This window comes from Wenzhouxiangella sp. AB-CW3 (assembly GCF_014725735.1).
Taxonomy (GTDB): Bacteria; Pseudomonadota; Gammaproteobacteria; order Xanthomonadales; family Wenzhouxiangellaceae; genus Wenzhouxiangella.
Window position 1 is genome coordinate 2,676,296 of record NZ_CP061368.1, and the last position, 20,373, is coordinate 2,696,668.

A 20,373-nucleotide genomic window follows, 5' to 3' on the forward strand; every position below is an offset into this window, starting at 1 on the left:
ATCGGTGGCATGAGGCTGACCCCGGGACGACTGGCTGGCCGCCTGATCGCCTGCGCCCTGACTGCGCTCCTGCTGGCCGCCTGCGCCACGGCTCCATCGCCCGAAGACTTCCAGCAACGGATCGACCGGGTCGAACGGGAGCTTCAGCGCCTGGAGCGACGCGGCTTCGCCGGACAGGCCCTGATCGCCAGCGGCGACGAGGTGCTGCTGCTGTCGGGCTACGGCACCATGGCCATCGACGACTCACGCCCCATCGGCGAAGATGCAGTCATGCCGCTGGCCTCGATCACCAAGCCACTGGCGGCCAGCGCGATCTTCCGACTGGCCGCTGATGACAAGCTGTCCCTCGACGACCCCATCGGCCTTCATCTCGACACCCTGCGCTCCCCCTGGGCCGATATCCGGGTGACCCATTTGCTGACGCAGACAGCCGGCCTGCCGGCCGAGATCATGCGCCACAGAGACCCAATCAAACATCGCTTCGAGCGCATCGAACGTGATGCCTTCATCGACCGTATCCAGCGCTCCGAGCCCGATCGCCCGGGGCGACGGTTTCGCTACAGCAACGTCAATTACGGACTGATCGCCGCCATCATCGAATCAGTCTCCGGCCAGCCCTGGGAAAACTACCTGCGCGACCAGATCCTGCTCCCGGCCGGTGTCACCGAGATCGGTGTGCACAAGGCCGGCTGGCAAACCGGCGAACTGGTGCGCGCCCGTACCCCGCACGAGGATCTCGGCCACTGGCTTGAGCATGCGCACCTGGATGACGGCATGGGCTACAACATGCGGGCGGTCGGCGACATGCTGGCCCGGCCGGCCGGCATTCTGGACTGGTGGCGCGCCGTGCGCCGGGGTACCTGGCTGCCCGAACCCTGGATGAGCTGCTGGCTGGAACCCCAGGTGCGCGAACCGGATGGATTGCAATATGGCTACGGTCTTCAGTTCCGGCACGGGCGATGGGGGCCGGTCATTGGCCACACCGGCAAGGAAGGCGGCTTCACGGCCGACATGTCGTGGCACATGGGCAACGACCTGCTCATCTTCGTCGCCTCGGCACATACCGAATTCCGGGCCGACAAAATCAGCCGCACCCTGGGACGACGGCTGGGGGTTGAATACTGAATGGCAGATCCGCGTTCGGAATCCCGTATGATGGAATGTACAAAATCACCTACTCTGCGGAGGGTCTGGATATGATGGATTTCAAGATCGGGGAAGTACTGGGCCTGATGGCCCGAACGCTTCCATTCCTGATTTTTCGGTTTCTGATCTACTTCGGCATTACCCTGGCCTACATTCTGTTGACCGGCGTGGGCGCAGGCATCGGCTACGGCATCGGCATGATTGGCGGCGAACCGGGCGCATTCAGCTTCTTCGGCGGGCTGGTGGGCTTTGGCATCATGTCCGCCATCGCCTACCTGCTACGCGAGTACCTGCTCTACATGGTCAAGGCCGGGCACATCGCCGTGCTGGTCGAGCTCATGGAAGGCAAGGAACTGCCTGGCGGACGCGGCCAGATTGATCATGCCCAGCAGGTCGTGCGCGAACGCTTCGCCGAATCCTCGGTACTGTTCGGCGTCGACCAGCTCATCAAGGTGGTGCTCAGGGCCTTCAACCGTGCATTCTTCACCATTACCTCCTTCATCCCCATTCCGGGACTGCAGGGCGTGGTGAAGTTCATCAACACTGTGGTCAACCTGTCGCTGACTTACCTCGATGAGGTCATCCTGGCCCACAACATCCGCACCAAGTCCGACAACCCCTGGCGCTCGAGCCAGACCGCGCTGATCCTCTACGCGCAGAACTACAAGGCCTTTCTCAAGAACGCTTTCTGGCTAGCCTTCATCATCTGGGCGCTGACCTTTCTAGTGTTCCTGGTGATTCTCGGCCCCATGATTGCCCTGGTTGCCGTCATTCCGGCCATGGCCGGCCCGCTGGCGCTGATTACCGCGGTGATCTTCGCCTGGGGCGTGAAACAGTCGGTGATCGAGCCCATCGGCATGACCGCGCTGATGCAGGTGTTCTTCAAGGTCACCGAGGGACAGGAACCCAACCCCGAGTGGGAAGCCAAGCTCAATGGCGTGTCGAAGAAATTCGGTGAGTTCAAGACCAAGGCCATGGACTGGGACCGAGAGAAGGGCACGGCCACGCCGGATAGTGATGAACCGCCACAAGGTGGTGCCCCGGAGCCGGGCAAGTCCTGAGCTCTTGACTACCGATTGAGGTCAATCGGAGCCCCTGCCATCCTTCGGGTGGCGGGGTTTTCGTTGGTTACTAACGGTCCGTTGGTACGTGGGTGCGCCTCATGGCTCACCCATCACCCCCCCCAATGCCCGCAGCACCGTCTTCCACGGCAACAGCGCATTGCGCACGCGGGCCGGGAAGTCGCTGACGGCTTGCAGCTCATTGATATCGCCGAGGTCGGGACATGGAGGGGTGTCAGGATTGGCCAGCATCTGCTCGAATCGCGCGAAGGCCTGCTCGAACTCAGCCCTCGAACGCCCAGCCAGCCACTCGGTCAGCATAGAGGCCGATGCCTTGGTGATGGCGCAGGCTTCTCCGGAAAACCCGGCCCGAGCAATGCGATCCTCTTCCACAACCAACTCCACCAGGATATCGTCTCCGCACAGGGCATCATGTCCGCGCGCGGCGTGTGTCGCGCCAGACAGGGGTCCGAAGTTGCGGGGTGCTCGATTATGGTCGAGCACCAGTTGCTGGTAGAGCTTGTCGAGAACCATAGCCCGCGAATTCTACCAGCGTGAAGCGGACTGGACATGCCCTGAGCCGTACCGGACAATAATCGACGAACCCAGACACCATTAACCCGGCAGGTATGTAGATCACATGATTGTTGCGGCACGAACCTGCCTGTTGCTGATCGTTTCAGGCATCCTGCTCGCCGGCTGTGTCGGCACTGTGACGCAGCCGGATGCCACCACTTTCGATCAGTCCCGCTCCGCCTACCTGCTGGACCACGGGCGTCATTCCACCCTGGTGCTGACCCGGGAAGACGACTCCATGGTCCGCTATCTCTACGGCGAGTGGCGCTGGTATGCACTACAGGAGACCGGCTTCTTTCGGGTCTGGCCGACCCTGTTCTTCCCGACCCAAGCAGCACTGGGCCGCAAGGAACTGGCCGGCCCACCCGACGAGGCCGCCATTCGACGCCAGGTGCCCGTGGTCATCCGGGAGATTCACGAGTTGGCCGCAGAATCCGAGCATATCGACGCGCTAGACCGGAAACTGGAACAGCGTTTCAATGACAACATCGACACCCTGCACTACAACCCGAACTACGATCTGGAGTTCGTCCACGACCCGGTCGACTACACGGTCTTCTACAACTCCAACCATGTCGTTGCCGACTGGCTGCGCGAACTGGGCATCGAAGTCCGCGGCAACCCGATATGGGGTACATGGCGGGTCATTAACCCGGCAGGTAAGTAGACAAGGCCATCAGCTATCTCAGGACCTTGGGCCACCACTGGAAACCGAGTACGCTAAGGAGCCTCTAATGCGGTCACTAATCAGCAGACACACAGAGCTTCGGAGCCGGTCACCCGCAGCGCAGGCCCCGTGCCGATTGCGGTTTGCCGAAGGCAAAAAGCACTCGGCACGGGGCCGGCTGCGCGTGTTCCGCTCGCTTGACATAGGTCCACTATGCCTGCGCTCGCGCGCCTTGCCGGTGACCGGCTCCGAAGCTCTGTGTGTCTGCTGATTAGTGACCGCATTAGTAGCAGCTCTGCGCGGAGCGCGTTTCTGCCGCAAAGGCCCGTCGCGCCCGCGCAGAGTTATTCAGAGGCTCCCTAACCCACCATCTTGAGCAGACGCTGTTTCAGCGCCGTGTAGGGTGGGAAACGGAGGGGCACTTCCGGAAACCGGCTACGCTTCATCACCGCTTTCAAGTGCGAGAATCGGTCAAAGCCGGCCCGGCCATGATATTGCCCCATGCCGCTCATTCCGACCCCGCCAAACGGCAGCTCGTGTACCGACATGAACATCAGCACGTCGTTGATACACAGGTTGCCCGTGCTGACCTGTTCAACGAAACGTCTCTGACTATCGCGACTTCGGGTAAACAGGTAAGCGGCGAGCGGCTTATCTCGTCGGATGATGTAGGCAATCGCCTCGTCCAGATCGGCCACTGCAATCACCGGAAGGATGGGCCCGAAAATCTCTTCGCGCATGACCGGGCTGTCAGCGGCCACATCGGTCAGTACGGTCGGCTCGATGCGGCAACCGGCTTCGTCAACCTGGCCACCGATCGCTACCCGTCCATTGTCCAGATAGCCGGCCAGCCGGTCGAAATGGTGCCGATTGATGATCCGGGCGAAATCAGCACTGCCCAGCCGATCGCTGCCATACATGGCCTCGAGTTCGGATTCGATGGCCCTGATCAGTGGCTCGCGCTGTTCGGGAGTTACCAGCACGTAATCCGGTGCAATGCAGGTCTGGCCGGCATTGAGGCACTTGCCCCAGGTCAGGCGTCGTGCCGCCGACTTGAGGTCGGCACCGGCATCGACCACGCACGGACTCTTTCCACCCAGCTCCAGGGTCACCGGTGTGAGGTGTTCGGCGGCTGCACGCATGACGATGCGCCCGACATGGGCGCCACCGGTATAGAGAATATGATCAAAACGCAGTTTGAGCAGCTCCGTAGTCTCCTCTACGGCACCCTCGACGACCCGCACGGCGTCATTGTCTAGATACTGCGGAATCAGTTCTGCCATCAAGGCCGAGCTGACGGCAGCAATCTCGGAGGGCTTGACCACGGCACAGTTGCCGGCCGCCAGTGCCGGAATCAGCGGCCCGAGCACCAGCTGCACGGGGTAATTCCAGGCACCCATGATCAACACCACCCCCAAAGGTTCGGGCTGCACCCAGCTGCGACCGGGCTGACCGACCATTGGTGTGGATACGCGCCGTGGTCGAGACCAGCGTCGCAAGCGCTTGCGTGCATGCCGGGCCTCACTCAACACCAGCGAGAGCTCGCCCATGTAGACCTCCTGCTCGGGCTTGCCCAGGTCGGCAGCCAGGGCTGCGGCAATGCGCGGTTCGTTTTCGGTCAACAAACTTTCGATCGCCGAGAGCTGCTGCCTGCGCCAGGCCAGCGGTCGAGTCAGACCACGCTGAAAGCCGTGGCGCAGGTCAGCCAGCATGGCCGGGTAGTCAGCTTGTTCAATCGGCATGTTCGCTCCTTGATGGCATTGAAGCTTGCGACGGTTCGGTCAACCCCATGCCCCTTACAATGAGGCGACCAGAGCCCGCGCGCCGCCCTCCACTACGACCACACCGACAACCAGATTGTCGACCGGCCAGTCTCGCAGACCGAGGAACGACCGAACCAACTCGAGCAGGCACCCGCCGGGTCAGTAATGACAGAAGCCATCAGGCCAGCATGGCCTGGGCTTGTTCCAGGCCTTCGAGAAACACATCGATTTCCGAATGCAGATTGTAAACGGCGAATGACAGCCGGGCCGTGGCCGGCACATCGAAGAATTCCATGACCGGCATGGCACAGTGATGGCCCGTGCGGATGGCCACGCCATGATGGTCGATGATGGTTCCGATGTCGTTGGGATGCGCCCCGTCGACGGTGAATGCCACTACCGGCCCCTTGTACTCGGCCTGACCAATGATGGTCAGACCCTCGATCTTCGACATTTCCTGCGTGGCATGGTCGAGCAGCCGCATTTCATGATCAGCAATGCGCTCGATGCCGATTTCCTCGATGAACTCTACGGCTGCACCGAAACCGATGGCGCCGGAAATATTGGGGGTGCCGGCTTCGAACTTGTGCGGGATATCGTTGTAGGTCGTGCCATTGAAACTGACCCGTTGAATCATCTCGCCGCCACCCTGCCAGGGCGGCATGGCTTCGAGCAGATCCTCGCGCGCCCACAGCGCACCGATACCGGTCGGCCCATACATCTTGTGCGCAGACACGCAGTAGAAATCACAGCCCAGCGTCTGCACGTCCACCTTTTCATGTGGCGTGGCCTGGGCGCCATCGACCAGCACAGGGACCCCATGCTTCTTTGCCATCGCGCAGATCTCGGCAACGGGGTTGACCGTACCCAGTGCGTTGGAGACATGCACCACACCGATGATGCAGGTGCGTTCACTGATCAGACTCTCGAATTCATCGATTAGCAGTTCGCCACGCTCATTGATGGGCGCCACCTTGAGCACCGCCCCGGTCTGCTCGCACAGCATCTGCCAGGGCACGATATTGGAGTGGTGCTCCATGTGCGTGATCAGGATTTCGTCGCCGGGCTTGAGCCGAGGCCGCACATAGCTGTTGGCCACCAGGTTGACGGCTTCGGTCGTGCCGCGCGTGAACACGATCTCGCGATCGCTGCCAGCGTTGAGTAAGCGGGCAACAGCCGCGCGTGACTGCTCGAACTGTTCCGATGCTTCGACCGAAAGCTGATGCACGCCGCGATGCACATTGGCGTTGTAGCGACGGTAGAAGCCATCCATCGCCTCGATCACTTTCAACGGTCGTTGCGCGGTGGCCGCATTGTCCAGGTAGACCAGCGGCTTGCCATGCACTTCACGTGCGAGCACTGGAAACTGCTCGCGCAGCGCATGCACATCGAGTTGGTCTCTGACTTTCGATTCAACGATATCCATCGGTATCACTCGCGAATACAGGGTTCAGCATTCAAAGTACCTCGCGCAACTGACCCAGCAGCCATTCGCGCACCGGCTCAGTGGCCTGACCTTCCAAGGGGGCAGCGGCAAAGCCGTACTTGAGCAGCGCACCGGCCTCATCGGCCGGGATACCACGCGAGCGCAGGTAAAACATGGCATCGTCATCAAGCTGGCCGATGGTCGCACCATGGCTGGCAGTGACCTCTTCGGCATAGATTTCCAGTTCGGGCTTGGTGTTGATGCGTGCATGCTCGCTCAGCAGCAGGTTCGCGGTTTCCAGGTCGGAATGACTGTCGTCTGCGTCCTTGTGAATATGGATGCGACCGTTGAACACACCCACTCCGCTGCCGTCTCCCAGAAGCCGGAATGATTCGCGGCTACTGGTATGCCCCACCGTGTGATCGATGGCGGTGTGGTAATCGATATGCTGACGGGTATTGACCAGTCCGATGCCGTCGATCTCGCCATTGGCGCCCTCGGCCATCAACTGTACGCTCAGATCCTGTCGGGTCAGTCGGCCACCGCAATCAAGCACGTGAACCCGGTAGTCAGCATCATCGCTGACATTGACAACGCTGCGCTCGATCCAGGCACTGTCACCGCCGCCACGGCGGATGACATGGTTGAGTTTCGCGCCTTTAGCCAATTCGACATCAACCACGCGATTGATCAAGCCGGCGCCGGCATCTTGCTGATAATCAATCAGCGTGGCCGATGCGCCTTCGGCCACTTCAATTTCCAGCCGGGGATGAACAGCGGCGGCAAAGCCTTCGTTCGTGGTCGTAGCCAGCACCACAGGACGATCCTGGTCGGATTCGATCACCAGCCGCAGTCCCTGCTGAAAACGGGCCAGATTGAGCCAGGCGAAGGCATCGGCGCGATCACCGTATTCCACCTGCTCCAATGAATCAGCACCGATCGGCTCGATGCGCAACCCTTCTGGAAGTTTCAGCCCCTCCAGATCCAGGCATCCATTGTCAAAGTGCAACACGGTCGCCTCGAAAGGCAACCCGGGCAATGCCGCCCCACCCGTGGTATCGGCATTGAATTCACGCTTCTCCAGCAGTTTCAGCGGCGTGTACTTCCAGTCCTCGGTCTTGAGGTCGGGAAAACCATGCTGCATCAGCGCCTGTTGCGCGCGACGGCGGATAGCGCCGAAATCATCGCCAGGGAGGTGCTGATCGCCGGCCAGTCGGTCAAGCAGTGCACTCATCGCTCAAGCCTCGGCCGCTTCCAGAAAACCGTAACCTTCGCGCTCAAGCCGCTCGGCCAGCTCCTTGCCGCCGGACTCGACGATACGGCCATCGGAGAGTACATGAACGTGGTCCGGTTCGAGATACTCGAGCAAACGCTGGTAATGGGTGATGACCAGGAACGAGCGCTTGTCGTCACGCTGGCGATTGATGCCCTCGGCAACCAGCTTGAGCGCATCGATATCCAGCCCCGAATCGGTCTCGTCCAGCACAGCCAGTATCGGATTCAGCACGGCCATCTGCACGATCTCGTTGCGCTTCTTTTCACCACCGGAGAAGCCCTCGTTGACAGCGCGCTTGAGCAGCGACTCATCCATCTTCAGGCTGCGCAGCGACTCGCGCACCTCCTTGAGAAAACTCATCGAGTCGACCTCCTCCTCACCGCGGGCCTTGCGCTGGGCATTGAGCGCGGCGCGCAGGAAATAAGCGTTGTTCACGCCGGGAATCTCGACCGGATACTGGAAGGCCAGGAACAAGCCGGCCGCGGCCCGCTCTTCGGGCTCCATCTCGGCGATGTCCTGCCCCTCGAACTCCACCGAACCCTCGGCGATTTGGTAGCCCTCGCGACCGGCCAGGGCATAACCCAGCGTGGACTTGCCCGAACCATTCGGGCCCATGATGGCGTGCAGCTCACCGGGGCCGATCTGGAGATTCAGGCCCTTGAGGATGGGTTTATTGTCGATAGTGACGTGGAGATTGGTGATCTTGAGCATTGCGTTCTATATCCGTCTTGATGGTTGGCCCACCGTGGGGCACTTTCTCGTTCCAACTCTGGCGTAGGTCGGGGTTGCATCCCCGACGGACGACGTCGTGATCCTGTATGCGCATAGCTAGGCGTGTCGAAACCGGAAATCTCGTCCGTCGGGGATGCAACCCCGACCTACGCGGGTTTCGTTCACGGCTCAGCCAACCGCCCCTTCCAGCGAGATCTCTAGCAAGGCCTTGGCTTCCACCGCGAACTCCATCGGCAGTTCCTTGAACACTTCCTTGCAGAAACCGTCGACGATCAGGGCAACGGACTCTTCTTCGTCCAGGCCGCGCGAGCGGCAGTAGAAGAGCTGGTCTTCGCCGATCTGTGAGGTCGTCGCCTCGTGCTCGACTTTCGCCGTCGGGTTGAACGATTCAATGTAGGGGAAAGTGTGCGCACCGCACTGCTTGCCGATCAGCAAGGAATCGCACTGGGTGTAGTTGCGCGCGTTCTTGGCCCGCTTGGCCATGCGCACCAGGCCGCGATAACTGTTCTGGCTCTTGCCGGCCGAGATGCCCTTGGCGATGATCTTGCTGGTGGTGTCACGACCCAGGTGAATCATCTTGGTGCCGGTATCGGCCTGCTGATGATTATGGGTCAGTGCGACCGAATAGAACTCGCCGGAAGAACGATCACCGCGCAGAACGCACGACGGATATTTCCAGGTAATCGCCGATCCGGTCTCGACCTGCGTCCAGGTGATGCGCGAGTCATCCTCGCGGCAGTCGCCGCGCTTGGTGACAAAATTGTAGATGCCACCCTTGCCGTTCTCGTCACCCGGATACCAGTTCTGCACGGTCGAGTACTTGATATGCGCCTTCTGCTTGGCAACCAGCTCGACGACCGCGGCATGCAGCTGGTTCTCGTCGCGCATGGGCGCGGTGCAGCCTTCCAGGTAACTGACATGGCTGCCGGGCTCGGCAACGATCAGCGTGCGCTCGAACTGACCGGTGTCGCGCGCGTTGATGCGGAAATAGGTCGACAGCTCCATCGGGCAACGTGTGTCTTTGGGTATATAGACGAACGAGCCGTCGGAAAACACCGCCGAGTTGAGCGCGGCGAAGTAATTGTCGGTGAAGGGCACAACGGAGCCCAGATACTCGCGCACCAGGTCGGGATAGTCGCGCACCGCCTCGGAGAACGAACAGAAGATGACGCCCGCTTCCTTGAGTTCCTTCTGGAACGTGGTGCCGACCGACACCGAATCGAACACGGCATCGACGGCCACGCCGGCCAGGCGCGCGCGTTCATGCAGGGGCACTCCGAGCTTGTCGAAGGTCTCGAGCAGCTTGGGATCGACCTCGTCGAGGCTCTTGGGCCGGTTCTTCTGCTTGGGCGCGGCGTAGTAGTGGATCTTCTGAAAGTCGATGGCCGGCAAATTCAGATGCGCCCAGTCCGGACCGACCATCTTCTGCCACTGATGAAACGCCTTCAGGCGCCATTCCAGCAGCCATTCGGGCTCTTCCTTCTTGGCCGAGATCATGGCAATGATCTCCTCATCCAGCCCCGCGCGCACACGGTCGGACTCGATGTCGGTATAGAAACCGGCCTTGTAGCGCTGCTGAATGTGGCGTTCGACTTGTTCGACAGTCTGGTTCATGAGATTTTCCGCGTTGTTTCAACGGTGGATTCGGCGCGAATGGCGATCCGGGGTGGCTGCGGCCGAGCCAAGTCGGCCAGGCTCAGGGCACTCAGTGCACCTTCCACGGCTTGACCGATGCGCTGCCAGTTGCCGCGCAGGCTGCAATCGGATTCATGCGAGCACAGCCCCGGCTCCAGCCCGCACTCTGTCAGGGCGATGGGCCCTTCCATGGCCGAGACAATCTCGGCCACGGAGATATCTTCGGCCGAATGGGCCAACTGATATCCGCCATTGACGCCACGTACTGAATTGACCAGCCCGGCCCGGGCCAGTGTCTTGAGCACCTTGGCCACCGTGGGAGTTTCCAGTCGAACCTGATCGGCCAACTGACTGGCCGAGATCCGCTGCTCGGGATCCCGGGCCAGTGCCGCCAGCACCACGGTGGCGTAATCAGTCAACTTGCTGATGCGCAGCATCTTGTCAATACCGGATCAATACGGTCCCATATTATGATGCCAAAGCGTCGGTAAAACAAGACCGGAACGGTACCTTTTCCTGACCTACCGCATTGTCGAACGCTTTTCGCTACCTGCCCCTGATACACTTTCCCACTTCGGTTTTTCAGTGCCCGGGGCAAGCATGGCGCAAGATCCCTACAGTTTCGATATCAGCCCGAACCCGGCCGATGGGGACACGCCGGTCGATCGTGCGCGCTACATGGCGCCTCCTTTCGATGCCCGCCTGATATCGGATTCCAGGGCCCGCCTCCTGGTCAGCCGCCAGGCCCAGCCGGTGGACCTGTCGGTCGTGGATGCGCGGCTGCTGAGTGCCTGCGATCGATTTCGCAGCCTCGACGAACAGGCCAGCCAGGCCGTGGCCCAGCTCAAGGCGCCACCGCCCCAAGCCAGCCATTTTGCCAGGCGCCTCGATCAGCTTGCCGAACAGGGGCTTTTGCTCAGCGAGGACGATCTGCTCCAACACCTGAAGTCCATCAACCAGCCGGACGACAATCCGGCACGAATCAGCAGCCTTTTCATCCGCACCTGCAACCGGCCCGGCACCCTGGAGCGTCTGCTCGACAGCCTGGTCGCACTCGCTGATGCCGGCGGACTCGACCGCTGCATCGTCCTCGATGACAGCGATGACGAACAGGGCATCAGCGCCGCGGCAGCCCTGGTCGAGCGCTATCGCTCCCGACTGGGTATCGATCTGCACCACATCGACCGGCATGAACGCGCAAGGCTGTTGAAAAAACTGGCCCGAGACAGCGAAGTCGAGTTCGAGTACCTCTACTGGTTTATCGAGGGCAGCCCCGATGACCAGCAACCGCGCTACGGAGCCAGCCTCAACCTGGCCCTGTTGCTCGGCGCCGGCGAGGCCATCGCCCTGATGGACGATGATGCCAGTCTGTCGGCATTCCGGCTCGGGCAAGACTGCAACCAGCATCGATTTTCACCCTCCGCCACCGTCGCCCTGGAGTTTCCACAACCCGATCAGCCGCTGGGAACCGGATTCGAAGCATTCACCGGCAACCCCTTCGCCGAGCATGCCCGCTACCTGGGCCGCAGCGCGGCAGGATTCGCCCGCCTCGATGCCGGGCAGTCGCCGGATCTGTTCGAACGTCTCGACCCGCAGTGCCTGCACGAGCTGAACACCCCTACCCGGATTCGCATCAGCACCAACGGCACCCTGGGCGACCCGGGCACCTCCGGCCTGCAGTGGCTGTTCGTCGAGCCGGTCGAGCACCTGAAAGCCCTGAGCCAAAACGAGCAGGACTATCGCCGACTGGTCGACCAGCGGCGGGTGGCTCGCGCGCCCGACGCCATCCAGGCATCAACAGACTTCAGCCTGATGACCACAACCCTGACCGGTATCGACAATCGTGAGCTGCTGTTGCCCACCCAGGCACGAGGAGGCAACGAGGACCTGTTATTCGGTGCCCTGACACGCTGGCTTCACCCGGGCAGCCTGCACGCTGCCCTTCCCTTCATGTTGCTGCACGAACGGCCGGAGCCTCGCAGGTGGACACCGGAAGCCATTGACCGTCCACGCTCGATCAACCGGGGGCGCTTCCTGGCCGATCAGATCGAAACACTGGCCGATCAGTTGCCCAACGGCGACACCGACAGCCGCATCGAGATGCTGGCCGGCTGGATGCGACATCTGGCGGCGATCGGCAGCAACGACCTGCGCTGGCAACTGCAGCGCGACCTGCTCGGTGTGCGCGCCGACAGCATTGACCGAATTCGGGCCCGCCTGGCGGAGTGGTCCCCACCCCCCTGGCTGGCCACCGACTATCAGCGCGCCCTCAAAGCCCATGCCGCCGACCACCCCGCAGACCGCGACCGTATCGATCAGCTCTGCGCCAGCATCCCCGGCTTTGCCAGGCGCTATGCCGACGGCCTGGAAAGCTGGTGTCAGGCATGGCGCTGGACCGCCGGCCAATCATGGGCGGCACGCATGGGCCTGGGAAATTAAGGAATGGAAGACGTACGACGCCAGCAGGCCGAATCATGGGGCGCGGATCAGTTGGGCTGGCCCGAAGATTTCGTCAGCGATGCGATCGGGTCTGACGCCAGTTTCCGCCGCTATTTTCGTCTCTCGCACGAAGGGCGCACGGTGGTGGTCATGGATGCCCCTCCCGAGATCGAGAAGCTCGATGCCTTCATCGACATCGGCCAGCGTCTGGAACGGGCGGGCCTGCACGTTCCCGACCAACTGCACGTGAACCACGAGCAGGGGTTTCTGTTGCTAGAAGACCTGGGCCAACGGCCCTACCACCTTGTGCTGAATGCCGACACCGCCGCCACACTGTTCGACGACGCCCTCGGTGCACTGATCACCATGCAGACCTACGCCGACCCACGTGGGCTGCCGGAATACGATCCCGCCATGCTGTTGCGCGAAGTATCGCTGTTCCCCGACTGGTTTTTGAACCGTCACTGGCAGGTCGAGCCCACCGATGAAGAGCTCGACGCCTGGGACAGCATCTGCGCAACGCTGGTGCGGTGGGCACTGGACCAGCCACGGGTTTTCTGTCATCGAGACTACATGCCCAGAAATCTGATGCTGGCAGACCCGAACCCGGGCATCATCGACTTTCAGGGCGCCGTACTCGGCCCCATCAGTTACGACCCCGTCTGCCTGTTTCGCGATGCCTTTCTGAGCTGGCCCCAAGAACAGGTGGATACCTGGCTGGAGAACTATCGGCAGCGTGCCCGGGCAGCCGGCCTGCCGGTCCCCGAATCAGCCGGGTTGTGGCGACGAACCTGCGATTTCATGGCTGTTCAACGCCACCTGAAAGTCATTGGCATCTTCGCCCGCATCCACTATCGCGACGGTAAATCCGGGTACCTGGAGGACACACCCCGCTTCTTTGCCTACCTGGAGCAGGCCATCGAGCGCAATCCCGAACTCCTGGAACTGGGACGGCTGATTGCCGCCTGGCAGCACCGGCGTCAGCTTGATTGAACCAATGCCACGACCAACCATGAAAGCCATGATTCTTGCCGCCGGGCGCGGCGAACGCTTGCGCCCGCTAACCGACAGCGTGCCCAAGCCGTTGCTCGAGGTGGGCGGCAAACCGCTGATCGTGCATCATCTCGACCGGCTTGCCGCCGCCGGATTCCAGGATGTGGTCATCAATCTGGGCTGGCTGGGCGAACAAATCGCCGCCAAACTGGGCGACGGTGGCAACTTCGGGCTGCGTATCCGCTATTCACCCGAACCGCCCGGCGCCCTGGAAACGGCCGGCGGCATCGTACATGCTCTGGAACTGCTTGGCGATGCGCCATTTCTGGCTATCAGCGCCGATGTGCTGTGCGATTACCCACTCAAACGTATGCGCCAACTGGAATCAGAAGCCCTGGCCCACCTCGTCATGGTCGACAACCCGCCGCACCATCCACATGGCGACTTTGGCATCGAGAGTGGGCGCATGGTCCTTGACTCGGACATCAAACTGACTTTCAGCGGTATTGCCTGGTTCAGGCCCGGGCTGTTCGCCGACCTCGAACCCGGCGTGCGCCCGTTACGGCCCGTGCTGGAACAGGCCATTGCCGCCGGCCTGGTCGAGGGCGAACGATTTCAGGGGCAATGGTTCGACACTGGAACCGCCGGGCGGCTGGAAGCAGCCAGAAACAGCCTCGCATAATTCACCGGCCCCGGACACCGGCCCGGCCACTGCCCGTCAGGACAGCCGATCCCGGAGATCTGAAACCGCCTGCTGCAGTTGATCGCGGGCTGCGGCACGGTCGCGCTGGGCCTCGGCCTGACGCTGATCGATCTCCTCAATGGTATCGCCAATCCGGTGAAGAAACTCCACCACCTTGTCGGCCGAGGCGATGCCTTCGCGCACCTGCTTGTCGACCATATCCTGGTTGGTCTCGAGCCGATCGGCAATCTCTTCCATCATCTCTTCGGTGGCATTGCGCGTCGCCGCCAGTGATTCCAGCCGCTCCTGCTGGCGCACCTGCTCGACCACCACGGCCAGTTGCTGCTTCATCAGCGGGATGGCCTGGCTGAGTGCCATGTCGAGTTCCTCGCTGACGATGATCTCGCTGTGCAGGGTCTGCTGGATGGTGGGAATCATGCCGGCGGCAATGGCCCGGCTTTTTTCGAGATTGGTCAGACGGCGGTCGAACACGTCGGCTCGCTGCTCGAGTTGACGCAGCTCGGCGGCCTGAACAGGGTCGTCGGCCGCATCAACCTCCTTCTTGAGCCCAGCCAGCCGTTCCCGCTCCTCTGCCAGGATCTCCTGCCCGGCCACGATGGCGGCGGCCATGTGTCGGAAATTGTCGATGGCTTCCTGGCCGATCTCGCGCAGATTCTCGATGGTGATCAGACTGCCGCGCTTGTCACGCTCCAGCGTGGCAATGACCTGGTTGATCTGCCCGTCAACAGTGCTCCAGTCGGCGGCGAAACGCTCCAGCGCCTTGCGAGCGTTGAAAAAGAAACGCGACAGGAAACCGGAAGGCTCCAGTTGTCCGCTGAGCCGTTTGCTGACCATGCGCAGTTCGGTCAGGTGGTCGTGCACGCTGCCCAGGTTGGCCGAACGCACTCCCTCGACGATGGTATCGGCAAACTGTGAAACCCCGGTGGCCTGGTCAGCGGCGAACTGCTCGGGCTGCTCCCAGGAAAAATCTCCCTTGATCTGCTCGATCAGCGCCTGCTTCTCGGCACGCGCGGCCTCAAGATCAAAAGCGCGGGAAGCATCGCCCAGAAAGACCTCCACCTCCCGGCGTACGGCTTCATCCTGTCGCGGCTCGGTCTCAATCGTGGTGGTCATTTCCATCGCTGCCTCCTTCAATTGGCATGTTCTTCAGTTCCTGTTCGAGCACCCGCAGGCGCACGCACAGCGCCTGGTCTTCGGCATCCAACCCGGCGTCCCGGGCCAGGGTCTCAGCCGCTTCGTCGAGGACCTCGCGCATGCGCTGCAAACGCCTTTGCCTCCGGCCGGGCTCGCTGTCGTCAAATGCAGCCAGGGTTTCGGCAGCCAGGCACAGCACATGACGGGTGCGCGCCGCAGCCGGGTCGGCCGGGCTGCGCCGGCCGCGTTCCACCGCCCGACGCGCCAGGCGGGCCAGTCGGATGACCGGCTCGGCCAGCTCACCCTCGTCGGGATACCGGTCGAGTATCCGCAACGCCCGCTCGGCATCGGCCCAAAGCACATCGGCTACACCGGCGTTCGCGGTGGATCGCCCGTTGTCGGCATCATGCCCGGGGGCGGGACGAAAGCGCATGCCGTAGAGCGTCGCGCCGCCGGCTGCCAGGGCCAGCCCGCCCCAGGCAAAGACACCGCCCAGCGAAAAACCGGCCACTGACACCACCACCGCGCCGGCGGCCACCTGCATGTCAAGCAGACTACGTCGCATGCTGCCCGGACAGAATTGCGATCAGTCCCTGTCCGATTGTGCTTGAGACTGGCTGCCGCTGCCACTACCACCGGCGTCGGCCGGAGCTTCCCCGGCGTCTGCGCTGCGATCACTCGCGGCCGCCTCTGCACCGCCATCAACCCGCTTGAGCGAGCCATTCTTGAGTGTTTCGGCCAGGTCGATGCCCAGTTGCCCGCCGATCTCCTTGAGCGCCGGACCGACAGTCGAATAGTTCATGATCTGACCGAACAGGTCCTCCATGACCGAGCGTGGCTGGCCGCCCTGGCCGGAACCGCCCTCGGCACCGTTGCCATTGGCATTCGCATTGCCCAGGCCATGGATGAACACCGAGCGCATGTTTTCTCCCACCCCGTCGAAGGGAGCGACCAGTTCGCGCAGCACCTCGGGTGCCACTTCCAGTTCGCGCAAGCGCTCGGCGTGCGCGATAAGTTGCGACGACAGGGTGTTCTTGGCCTCGTTGACGGCCTGAATCCCCTCGGCTTCGGCCTCCTTCTCGGCACGCAAGGCCTGGGCGCGGAATTCCGCGGCTTCCTTGTCCTGCTCGGCGGCCTGGCGACGACCCCGCGCTTCCAGTTCCACCGCCTCGCTGCGACCGCGCGCTTCCAGTTCCACGGCCTCGCGGCTGGCACCGGCCGAAACCCGCACCCGCGTGGCATCGACTTCCGCCTCCTCCTGGGCGCGGATCACGCTGACCTGCTTCTGACGTTCGGCGGCAGCCTGCTCCTGGGCGGTTCGCACCGCTTCCTCGGCCACCACGCGTTCCTGCCGGGCCTGCTCGGCACGGGCCTGGGCCTGCGATTCGCTTTCCGACTTCTCGGCCACGGCAATACGCTGCTCCTGCTCGGAAATCTTGAGCTTGCGGTCACGCTCGATGGCCCGCGCACGCAGCGCTTCATCCTTCTCCAGCTCGGCGTTTTCGGCGGCCTGGTTGGAGGCAATCTCGGCCTTTCTCGACTCGGCCTGGCTTTCGGAACGGTAGATCGCCACCCCCCGTTCCTTCTCGATTTCCGAACGCTCCACTGTCTCGCGCGCACGGATCGTTTCTTCCTCGGCACGAGCTGCTTCGCGCGCATCGGCAATCCTGGCATTTGCCTCGGCTTCCGCCCGTGCCTGGGTTTCTCGGGCCACGCGCTCGGCGGTCAGCTTCAACGCCGTGGCGTTGAACATGTTGTTCGGATTGAGATTGTCGGTGGATGTCTGATCGAGCCCGGTCAGGGAGACCGATTCGAGCTGCAGACCGTTCTTCGACAGGTCGGTGGCGACGATCTCCTGGACGCGCTGGACAAAGTCCTGCCGGTTCTCGTGCAGGTTCATCATGTCCTGCTCGGCGGCAACGGCACGCAACGCGTCGACCAGCTTGCCCTCGATGAGCTCGCGCAACTTGTCGGGGTCAAAGGTCCTGTCACCCAGGGTGCGCGCGGCCTGAGCCACGCCATCGTCGCTCTCCTCGACCGAGACGTAGAAGTCCACGGTGGCATCCACGCGCAGGCTGTCGCGCGTAATCAGCGCATCTTCGCCATTGCGGCGCACGGTCAACTGCACGGTGGACAGGTTGACCTCCCGGACTTCGTGGAACACCGGCAGGCGCAGGCAGCCCCCATCGATGATGACTTTTCTGCCGCCCATGCCAGTGCGCACCAGGGCGATCCCGCGCGGCACCTTCTTGTAAAGGGCGGCATAGATCAGGCCGATGGCCACCAGGGCGGAAACAATGATGCCGGGTATGGTCATCAAAACGGATGTATTCATTCTCCCTCCAGTTGTTCAGCGAATGTGGTCAGCTAATGATCAAAGATTTCAACCTTGCCGCCGGGCAACAAACAGCGAACGGCTCTCCCTTTCAATGATGCGCACTTCCGCGCCCGGCTCGATCGTCTCGCCGCGCTCGGCACGCACCCGAATCCAGTGACGCAATCCATTGGGATCAACCACTTCGGCTTCCGCGGTACGCTCGCCGGTTGCCGTGCCCAGAGTGATTCGTCCACTGCGGCCGACCAGCTCGTCACGATGAATGCCCGAGCTTTCGACACTGGGAATCAACCAGGCCAGCCGTCGTGACAGCCAGCCGGCCAGTGGCAGGCTGATGCCCAGCGCGATGACAACGGCCAGTGCCGGCCAGAGCGCCCAGCCCAGCCAGCCCAGGGCAAGCGCCTGGATCAGAATGCCGGCAACAGAGAACACCGACAGGATGACGATCAACACCACCAGAAACGGGGCGTGACCAAATCCCAGCCACGACAGCATGCCGGCATCCGCATCGCCATCGATGTCCAGCCCGGGCAGAAAATCATCCAGCACACTGGAAATCGCCAGCCCGAAGACGGCGGACACAATTTCAAGCAACGCAATCAGCGCAACGATGATCGCCGCGATGACAAATGGTTGAAATGCAGGCTCAAACAGCTCCCCGAAAGCGATTTCCGGCACCAAACGCAGTCCCCGTCAGTTGCTATGGTTCTAATTCCCGATACAGATCATAATACCTTTCGCACCGGCTTTGCCATCTTTGGTGCACCCTCATGCTCCCGTCGCGATAATGGAACCAAGATCGAACACTTCGCGGGATACCCACATAACCGGCTCGTATTTAACGCACCGTGTCGCTGCGACGTACTATGTAATATGCTGATCGGCCCTCACGGGACTCACAGTCGGTGATTGAACCTGCCGGTGGCCTGCGGATACACTCTAGTTCCATGGAAGAGGGAATAACATGACGCTCAAGATCGGAATCGTTAAGGAAACAGCCAGCGGTGAACGACGTGTCGCGCTGGATCCTCCCACCGCCGCCAAGCTGACTCAGGCCGGGCACCAGGTCCTCGTCGAATCCGGTGCCGGCAGCGAGTCAGGTCATCCCGACGAGTCGTGGGGAGATTGCGAGATCGTGGCTGGCGCGACCGATGTGGCTTCCCGTGCCGATGTCCTGTTGAGCGTACGCCGCCCGGAGCCGGAAATACTCAAGGCGGCCGGCTCGGGCACGGTTGTTATCGGACAACTCGTGCCCTACCAGGATTTCGATCCGCTCAGGCAGGCTGCCGATGACGGCCTGTCGTTGATCGCCATGGAGCTGGTGCCGCGCATTACCCGGGCCCAGGCCATGGATGTGCTCTCGTCGCAGGCGACCATTGCCGGATACAAGGCGGTGATCATCGCCGCCGACATAGCACCCAGGCTATTTCCCATGCTGACCACGGCCGCCGGCACCCTGCGGCCGGCCAAGGCAGTGGTGATCGGCGCCGGGGTCGCCGGCCTGCAGGCCATCGCCACGGCACGCCGGCTTGGTGCCCAGGTCGAGGCTTACGACATTCGAGCCGCGGCCCGCGAGCAGGTAGAGTCGCTGGGCGCAAAGATGATCGATACCGGGGTGGATGCCGAAACCGAGGGCGGCTACGCCCGTGAGCTGACCGACGAGGAACGGGAACAGCAGGCCGAAGCACTTGCACGCCACCTGGCGAAGGCCGACGTGGTGGTCTCCACCGCGGCCATCCCCGGCCGGTCGGCGCCGAAGATCATCACCTCGGCCATGGTCGACGACATGGCTCCGGGAAGCGTGATCGTGGATCTGGCCGCCGAGACCGGCGGCAACTGTGAACTGACCCGCCCCGGCGAAACGGTCAACCACAAGGGCGTTCTGATCAACGGGCCGACCAATCTGCCTTCGCGTGCACCGCTGCACGCTTCGGAAATGTATGCCAAGAACATCCACAACCTGCTCGCCCTGCTCATCGACGAGGAAGGCGAGTTGAAGGTCGACACCGAAGACGAAGTCATCGCCGGCTGTCTGCTCGCCCACGACGGCCAGGTCGTCCACGAGAAATTCAAGTAAGCCCACCTCAGAGACACAGAGGACACAGAGGACTCAAGAATCACGCTCTTTGACTTTTCCCTGTGAACTCAGTGCCTCCCTGGTGAGCACAAACATTCAGGAGTAAGCCATGGAAGGCTGGATTGCGCTTTACATCTTCATGCTGGCGGCATTTGCCGGAATCGAGGTCATCCGCCGGGTACCGGCCATTCTGCACACGCCGCTAATGTCCGGATCGAACTTCATCCACGGCATCGTGGTGGTCGGCGGCATGGTCGTGCTGGGCATGGCCGACACCACCGCCGAGATCATCGTTGGCTTCATCGCCGTGTTTCTTGGCGCCGGCAATGCAGTCGGGGGCTACGTGGTCACCGAGCGCATGCTCGAGATGTTCAAGTCTTCCGACAAGAACAAGAAGGAATAAATCATGA

At 62.1% G+C, this 20,373-nt stretch carries 19 protein-coding genes; 8 read left to right on the plus strand and 11 right to left on the minus strand.

The features are described from left to right. Positions 1-9: 9 nt before the first annotated feature. Together IC757_RS11690 and IC757_RS11695 are read left to right on the plus strand one after the other, a co-directional pair. Positions 10-1,125 carry a serine hydrolase domain-containing protein gene (locus IC757_RS11690; protein ID WP_190974489.1) on the plus strand — a complete coding sequence of 372 codons (1,116 nt, stop codon included), beginning with the start codon at positions 10-12 and terminating at the stop codon, positions 1,123-1,125. A 71-nt stretch (positions 1,126-1,196) separates the two neighbouring features. Continuing rightward, positions 1,197-2,207 (plus strand): hypothetical protein, encoded by a 1,011-nt coding sequence (locus IC757_RS11695; protein ID WP_190974490.1) that lies wholly within the window; start codon positions 1,197-1,199, stop codon positions 2,205-2,207. A gap of 99 nt (positions 2,208-2,306) precedes the next feature. On the opposite strand, the gene sufU is transcribed toward IC757_RS11695, so the two are convergent. Beyond that, positions 2,307-2,741, minus strand: coding sequence for a Fe-S cluster assembly sulfur transfer protein SufU (gene sufU / locus IC757_RS11700; RefSeq protein WP_190974491.1), 435 nt, complete (start codon positions 2,739-2,741; stop codon positions 2,307-2,309). 106 nt (positions 2,742-2,847) lie between these two features. Between sufU and IC757_RS11705 the strand changes: the two genes are divergently transcribed. Beyond that, positions 2,848-3,450, plus strand: a complete 603-nt coding sequence (locus tag IC757_RS11705) for a hypothetical protein (RefSeq protein ID WP_190974492.1) — start codon at positions 2,848-2,850, stop codon at positions 3,448-3,450. 359 nt (positions 3,451-3,809) lie between these two features. On the opposite strand, the gene IC757_RS11710 is transcribed toward IC757_RS11705, so the two are convergent. The 6 genes from IC757_RS11710 to IC757_RS11735 form a co-directional block, all read right to left on the minus strand. After that, positions 3,810-5,192, minus strand: a complete 1,383-nt coding sequence (locus IC757_RS11710; protein WP_190974493.1) for an aldehyde dehydrogenase family protein — start codon at positions 5,190-5,192, stop codon at positions 3,810-3,812. A 199-nt stretch (positions 5,193-5,391) separates the two neighbouring features. Beyond that, positions 5,392-6,639, minus strand: coding sequence for an aminotransferase class V-fold PLP-dependent enzyme (locus IC757_RS11715; RefSeq protein ID WP_190974494.1), 1,248 nt, complete (start codon positions 6,637-6,639; stop codon positions 5,392-5,394). Between the two features lie 31 nt (positions 6,640-6,670). Continuing rightward, positions 6,671-7,873, minus strand: a complete 1,203-nt coding sequence (gene sufD, locus IC757_RS11720) for a Fe-S cluster assembly protein SufD (RefSeq protein ID WP_190974495.1) — start codon at positions 7,871-7,873, stop codon at positions 6,671-6,673. Positions 7,874-7,876: 3 nt separating this feature from the next. After that, positions 7,877-8,626, minus strand: a complete 750-nt coding sequence (gene sufC, locus IC757_RS11725; protein ID WP_190974496.1) for a Fe-S cluster assembly ATPase SufC — start codon at positions 8,624-8,626, stop codon at positions 7,877-7,879. A gap of 189 nt (positions 8,627-8,815) precedes the next feature. Continuing rightward, complete coding sequence (gene sufB / locus IC757_RS11730) at positions 8,816-10,261, minus strand: Fe-S cluster assembly protein SufB (RefSeq protein ID WP_190974497.1); 1,446 nt, start codon at positions 10,259-10,261, stop codon at positions 8,816-8,818. After that, a complete protein-coding gene (locus IC757_RS11735) occupies positions 10,258-10,719 on the minus strand; it encodes an SUF system Fe-S cluster assembly regulator (RefSeq protein ID WP_190974498.1) in 462 nt (153 codons plus the stop codon). Before IC757_RS11735 ends, sufB begins: the two co-directional genes overlap by 4 nt. Positions 10,720-10,882: 163 nt before the next feature. Here IC757_RS11735 and IC757_RS11740 point away from each other — a divergent pair, with 163 nt between their 5' ends. From IC757_RS11740 to murU, 3 genes are read left to right on the plus strand one after another with little or no spacing between them, the layout of a single operon-like run. Beyond that, a complete protein-coding gene (locus IC757_RS11740; RefSeq protein ID WP_190974499.1) occupies positions 10,883-12,721 on the plus strand; it encodes a hypothetical protein in 1,839 nt (612 codons plus the stop codon). A 3-nt stretch (positions 12,722-12,724) separates the two neighbouring features. After that, positions 12,725-13,714, plus strand: a complete 990-nt coding sequence (locus IC757_RS11745) for an aminoglycoside phosphotransferase family protein (protein ID WP_190974500.1) — start codon at positions 12,725-12,727, stop codon at positions 13,712-13,714. Positions 13,715-13,733: 19 nt separating this feature from the next. After that, positions 13,734-14,396 (plus strand): N-acetylmuramate alpha-1-phosphate uridylyltransferase MurU, encoded by a 663-nt coding sequence (gene murU, locus IC757_RS11750; protein ID WP_190977015.1) that lies wholly within the window; start codon positions 13,734-13,736, stop codon positions 14,394-14,396. Between the two features lie 36 nt (positions 14,397-14,432). Here the strand turns inward: murU and IC757_RS11755 are convergent, their stop codons facing one another. The 4 genes from IC757_RS11755 to IC757_RS11770 are packed head-to-tail and all read right to left on the minus strand — an operon-like array spanning position 14,433 to position 18,564. After that, the gene (locus IC757_RS11755) at positions 14,433-15,530 is read right to left on the minus strand and encodes a toxic anion resistance protein (RefSeq protein WP_190974501.1); all 1,098 of its coding nucleotides are present in this window, start codon (positions 15,528-15,530) and stop codon (positions 14,433-14,435) included. Beyond that, entirely contained in the window at positions 15,514-16,116 is a 603-nt protein-coding gene (locus IC757_RS11760; RefSeq protein WP_190974502.1) for a hypothetical protein, read from the minus strand. The genes IC757_RS11755 and IC757_RS11760 overlap by 17 nt, the downstream gene beginning before the upstream one ends. Before the next feature lie 21 nt (positions 16,117-16,137). Continuing rightward, on the minus strand, positions 16,138-17,886 hold the full coding sequence (locus IC757_RS11765) for a flotillin family protein (protein WP_190974503.1): 1,749 nt from the start codon (positions 17,884-17,886) through the stop codon (positions 16,138-16,140). A gap of 48 nt (positions 17,887-17,934) precedes the next feature. Next, on the minus strand, positions 17,935-18,564 hold the full coding sequence (locus tag IC757_RS11770) for an OB-fold-containig protein (RefSeq protein ID WP_190974504.1): 630 nt from the start codon (positions 18,562-18,564) through the stop codon (positions 17,935-17,937). Positions 18,565-18,850: 286 nt separating this feature from the next. Between IC757_RS11770 and IC757_RS11775 the strand changes: the two genes are divergently transcribed. After that, positions 18,851-19,963, plus strand: coding sequence for an NAD(P) transhydrogenase subunit alpha (locus tag IC757_RS11775; RefSeq protein WP_190974505.1), 1,113 nt, complete (start codon positions 18,851-18,853; stop codon positions 19,961-19,963). Positions 19,964-20,072: 109 nt separating this feature from the next. Continuing rightward, positions 20,073-20,366, plus strand: coding sequence for an NAD(P) transhydrogenase subunit alpha (locus IC757_RS11780; RefSeq protein WP_190974506.1), 294 nt, complete (start codon positions 20,073-20,075; stop codon positions 20,364-20,366). The last annotated feature ends 7 nt before the right edge of the window (positions 20,367-20,373 follow it).

What these genes read in the sequence shown, in the direction of transcription:
- IC757_RS11690 (WP_190974489.1), top strand. Translation starts at nt 10, where the DNA reads ATGAGGCTGACCCCGGGACGACTGGCTGGCCGCCTGATCGCCTGCGCC.
- IC757_RS11695 (WP_190974490.1), top strand. Translation starts at nt 1,197, where the DNA reads ATGATGGATTTCAAGATCGGGGAAGTACTGGGCCTGATGGCCCGAACG.
- sufU (WP_190974491.1), bottom strand. Translation starts at nt 2,741, where the DNA reads ATGGTTCTCGACAAGCTCTACCAGCAACTGGTGCTCGACCATAATCGA.
- IC757_RS11705 (WP_190974492.1), top strand. Translation starts at nt 2,848, where the DNA reads ATGATTGTTGCGGCACGAACCTGCCTGTTGCTGATCGTTTCAGGCATC.
- IC757_RS11710 (WP_190974493.1), bottom strand. Translation starts at nt 5,192, where the DNA reads ATGCCGATTGAACAAGCTGACTACCCGGCCATGCTGGCTGACCTGCGC.
- IC757_RS11715 (WP_190974494.1), bottom strand. Translation starts at nt 6,639, where the DNA reads ATGGATATCGTTGAATCGAAAGTCAGAGACCAACTCGATGTGCATGCG.
- sufD (WP_190974495.1), bottom strand. Translation starts at nt 7,873, where the DNA reads ATGAGTGCACTGCTTGACCGACTGGCCGGCGATCAGCACCTCCCTGGC.
- sufC (WP_190974496.1), bottom strand. Translation starts at nt 8,626, where the DNA reads ATGCTCAAGATCACCAATCTCCACGTCACTATCGACAATAAACCCATC.
- sufB (WP_190974497.1), bottom strand. Translation starts at nt 10,261, where the DNA reads ATGAACCAGACTGTCGAACAAGTCGAACGCCACATTCAGCAGCGCTAC.
- IC757_RS11735 (WP_190974498.1), bottom strand. Translation starts at nt 10,719, where the DNA reads ATGCTGCGCATCAGCAAGTTGACTGATTACGCCACCGTGGTGCTGGCG.
- IC757_RS11740 (WP_190974499.1), top strand. Translation starts at nt 10,883, where the DNA reads ATGGCGCAAGATCCCTACAGTTTCGATATCAGCCCGAACCCGGCCGAT.
- IC757_RS11745 (WP_190974500.1), top strand. Translation starts at nt 12,725, where the DNA reads ATGGAAGACGTACGACGCCAGCAGGCCGAATCATGGGGCGCGGATCAG.
- murU (WP_190977015.1), top strand. Translation starts at nt 13,734, where the DNA reads ATGAAAGCCATGATTCTTGCCGCCGGGCGCGGCGAACGCTTGCGCCCG.
- IC757_RS11755 (WP_190974501.1), bottom strand. Translation starts at nt 15,530, where the DNA reads ATGACCACCACGATTGAGACCGAGCCGCGACAGGATGAAGCCGTACGC.
- IC757_RS11760 (WP_190974502.1), bottom strand. Translation starts at nt 16,116, where the DNA reads ATGCGACGTAGTCTGCTTGACATGCAGGTGGCCGCCGGCGCGGTGGTG.
- IC757_RS11765 (WP_190974503.1), bottom strand. Translation starts at nt 17,886, where the DNA reads ATGAATACATCCGTTTTGATGACCATACCCGGCATCATTGTTTCCGCC.
- IC757_RS11775 (WP_190974505.1), top strand. Translation starts at nt 18,851, where the DNA reads ATGACGCTCAAGATCGGAATCGTTAAGGAAACAGCCAGCGGTGAACGA.
- IC757_RS11780 (WP_190974506.1), top strand. Translation starts at nt 20,073, where the DNA reads ATGGAAGGCTGGATTGCGCTTTACATCTTCATGCTGGCGGCATTTGCC.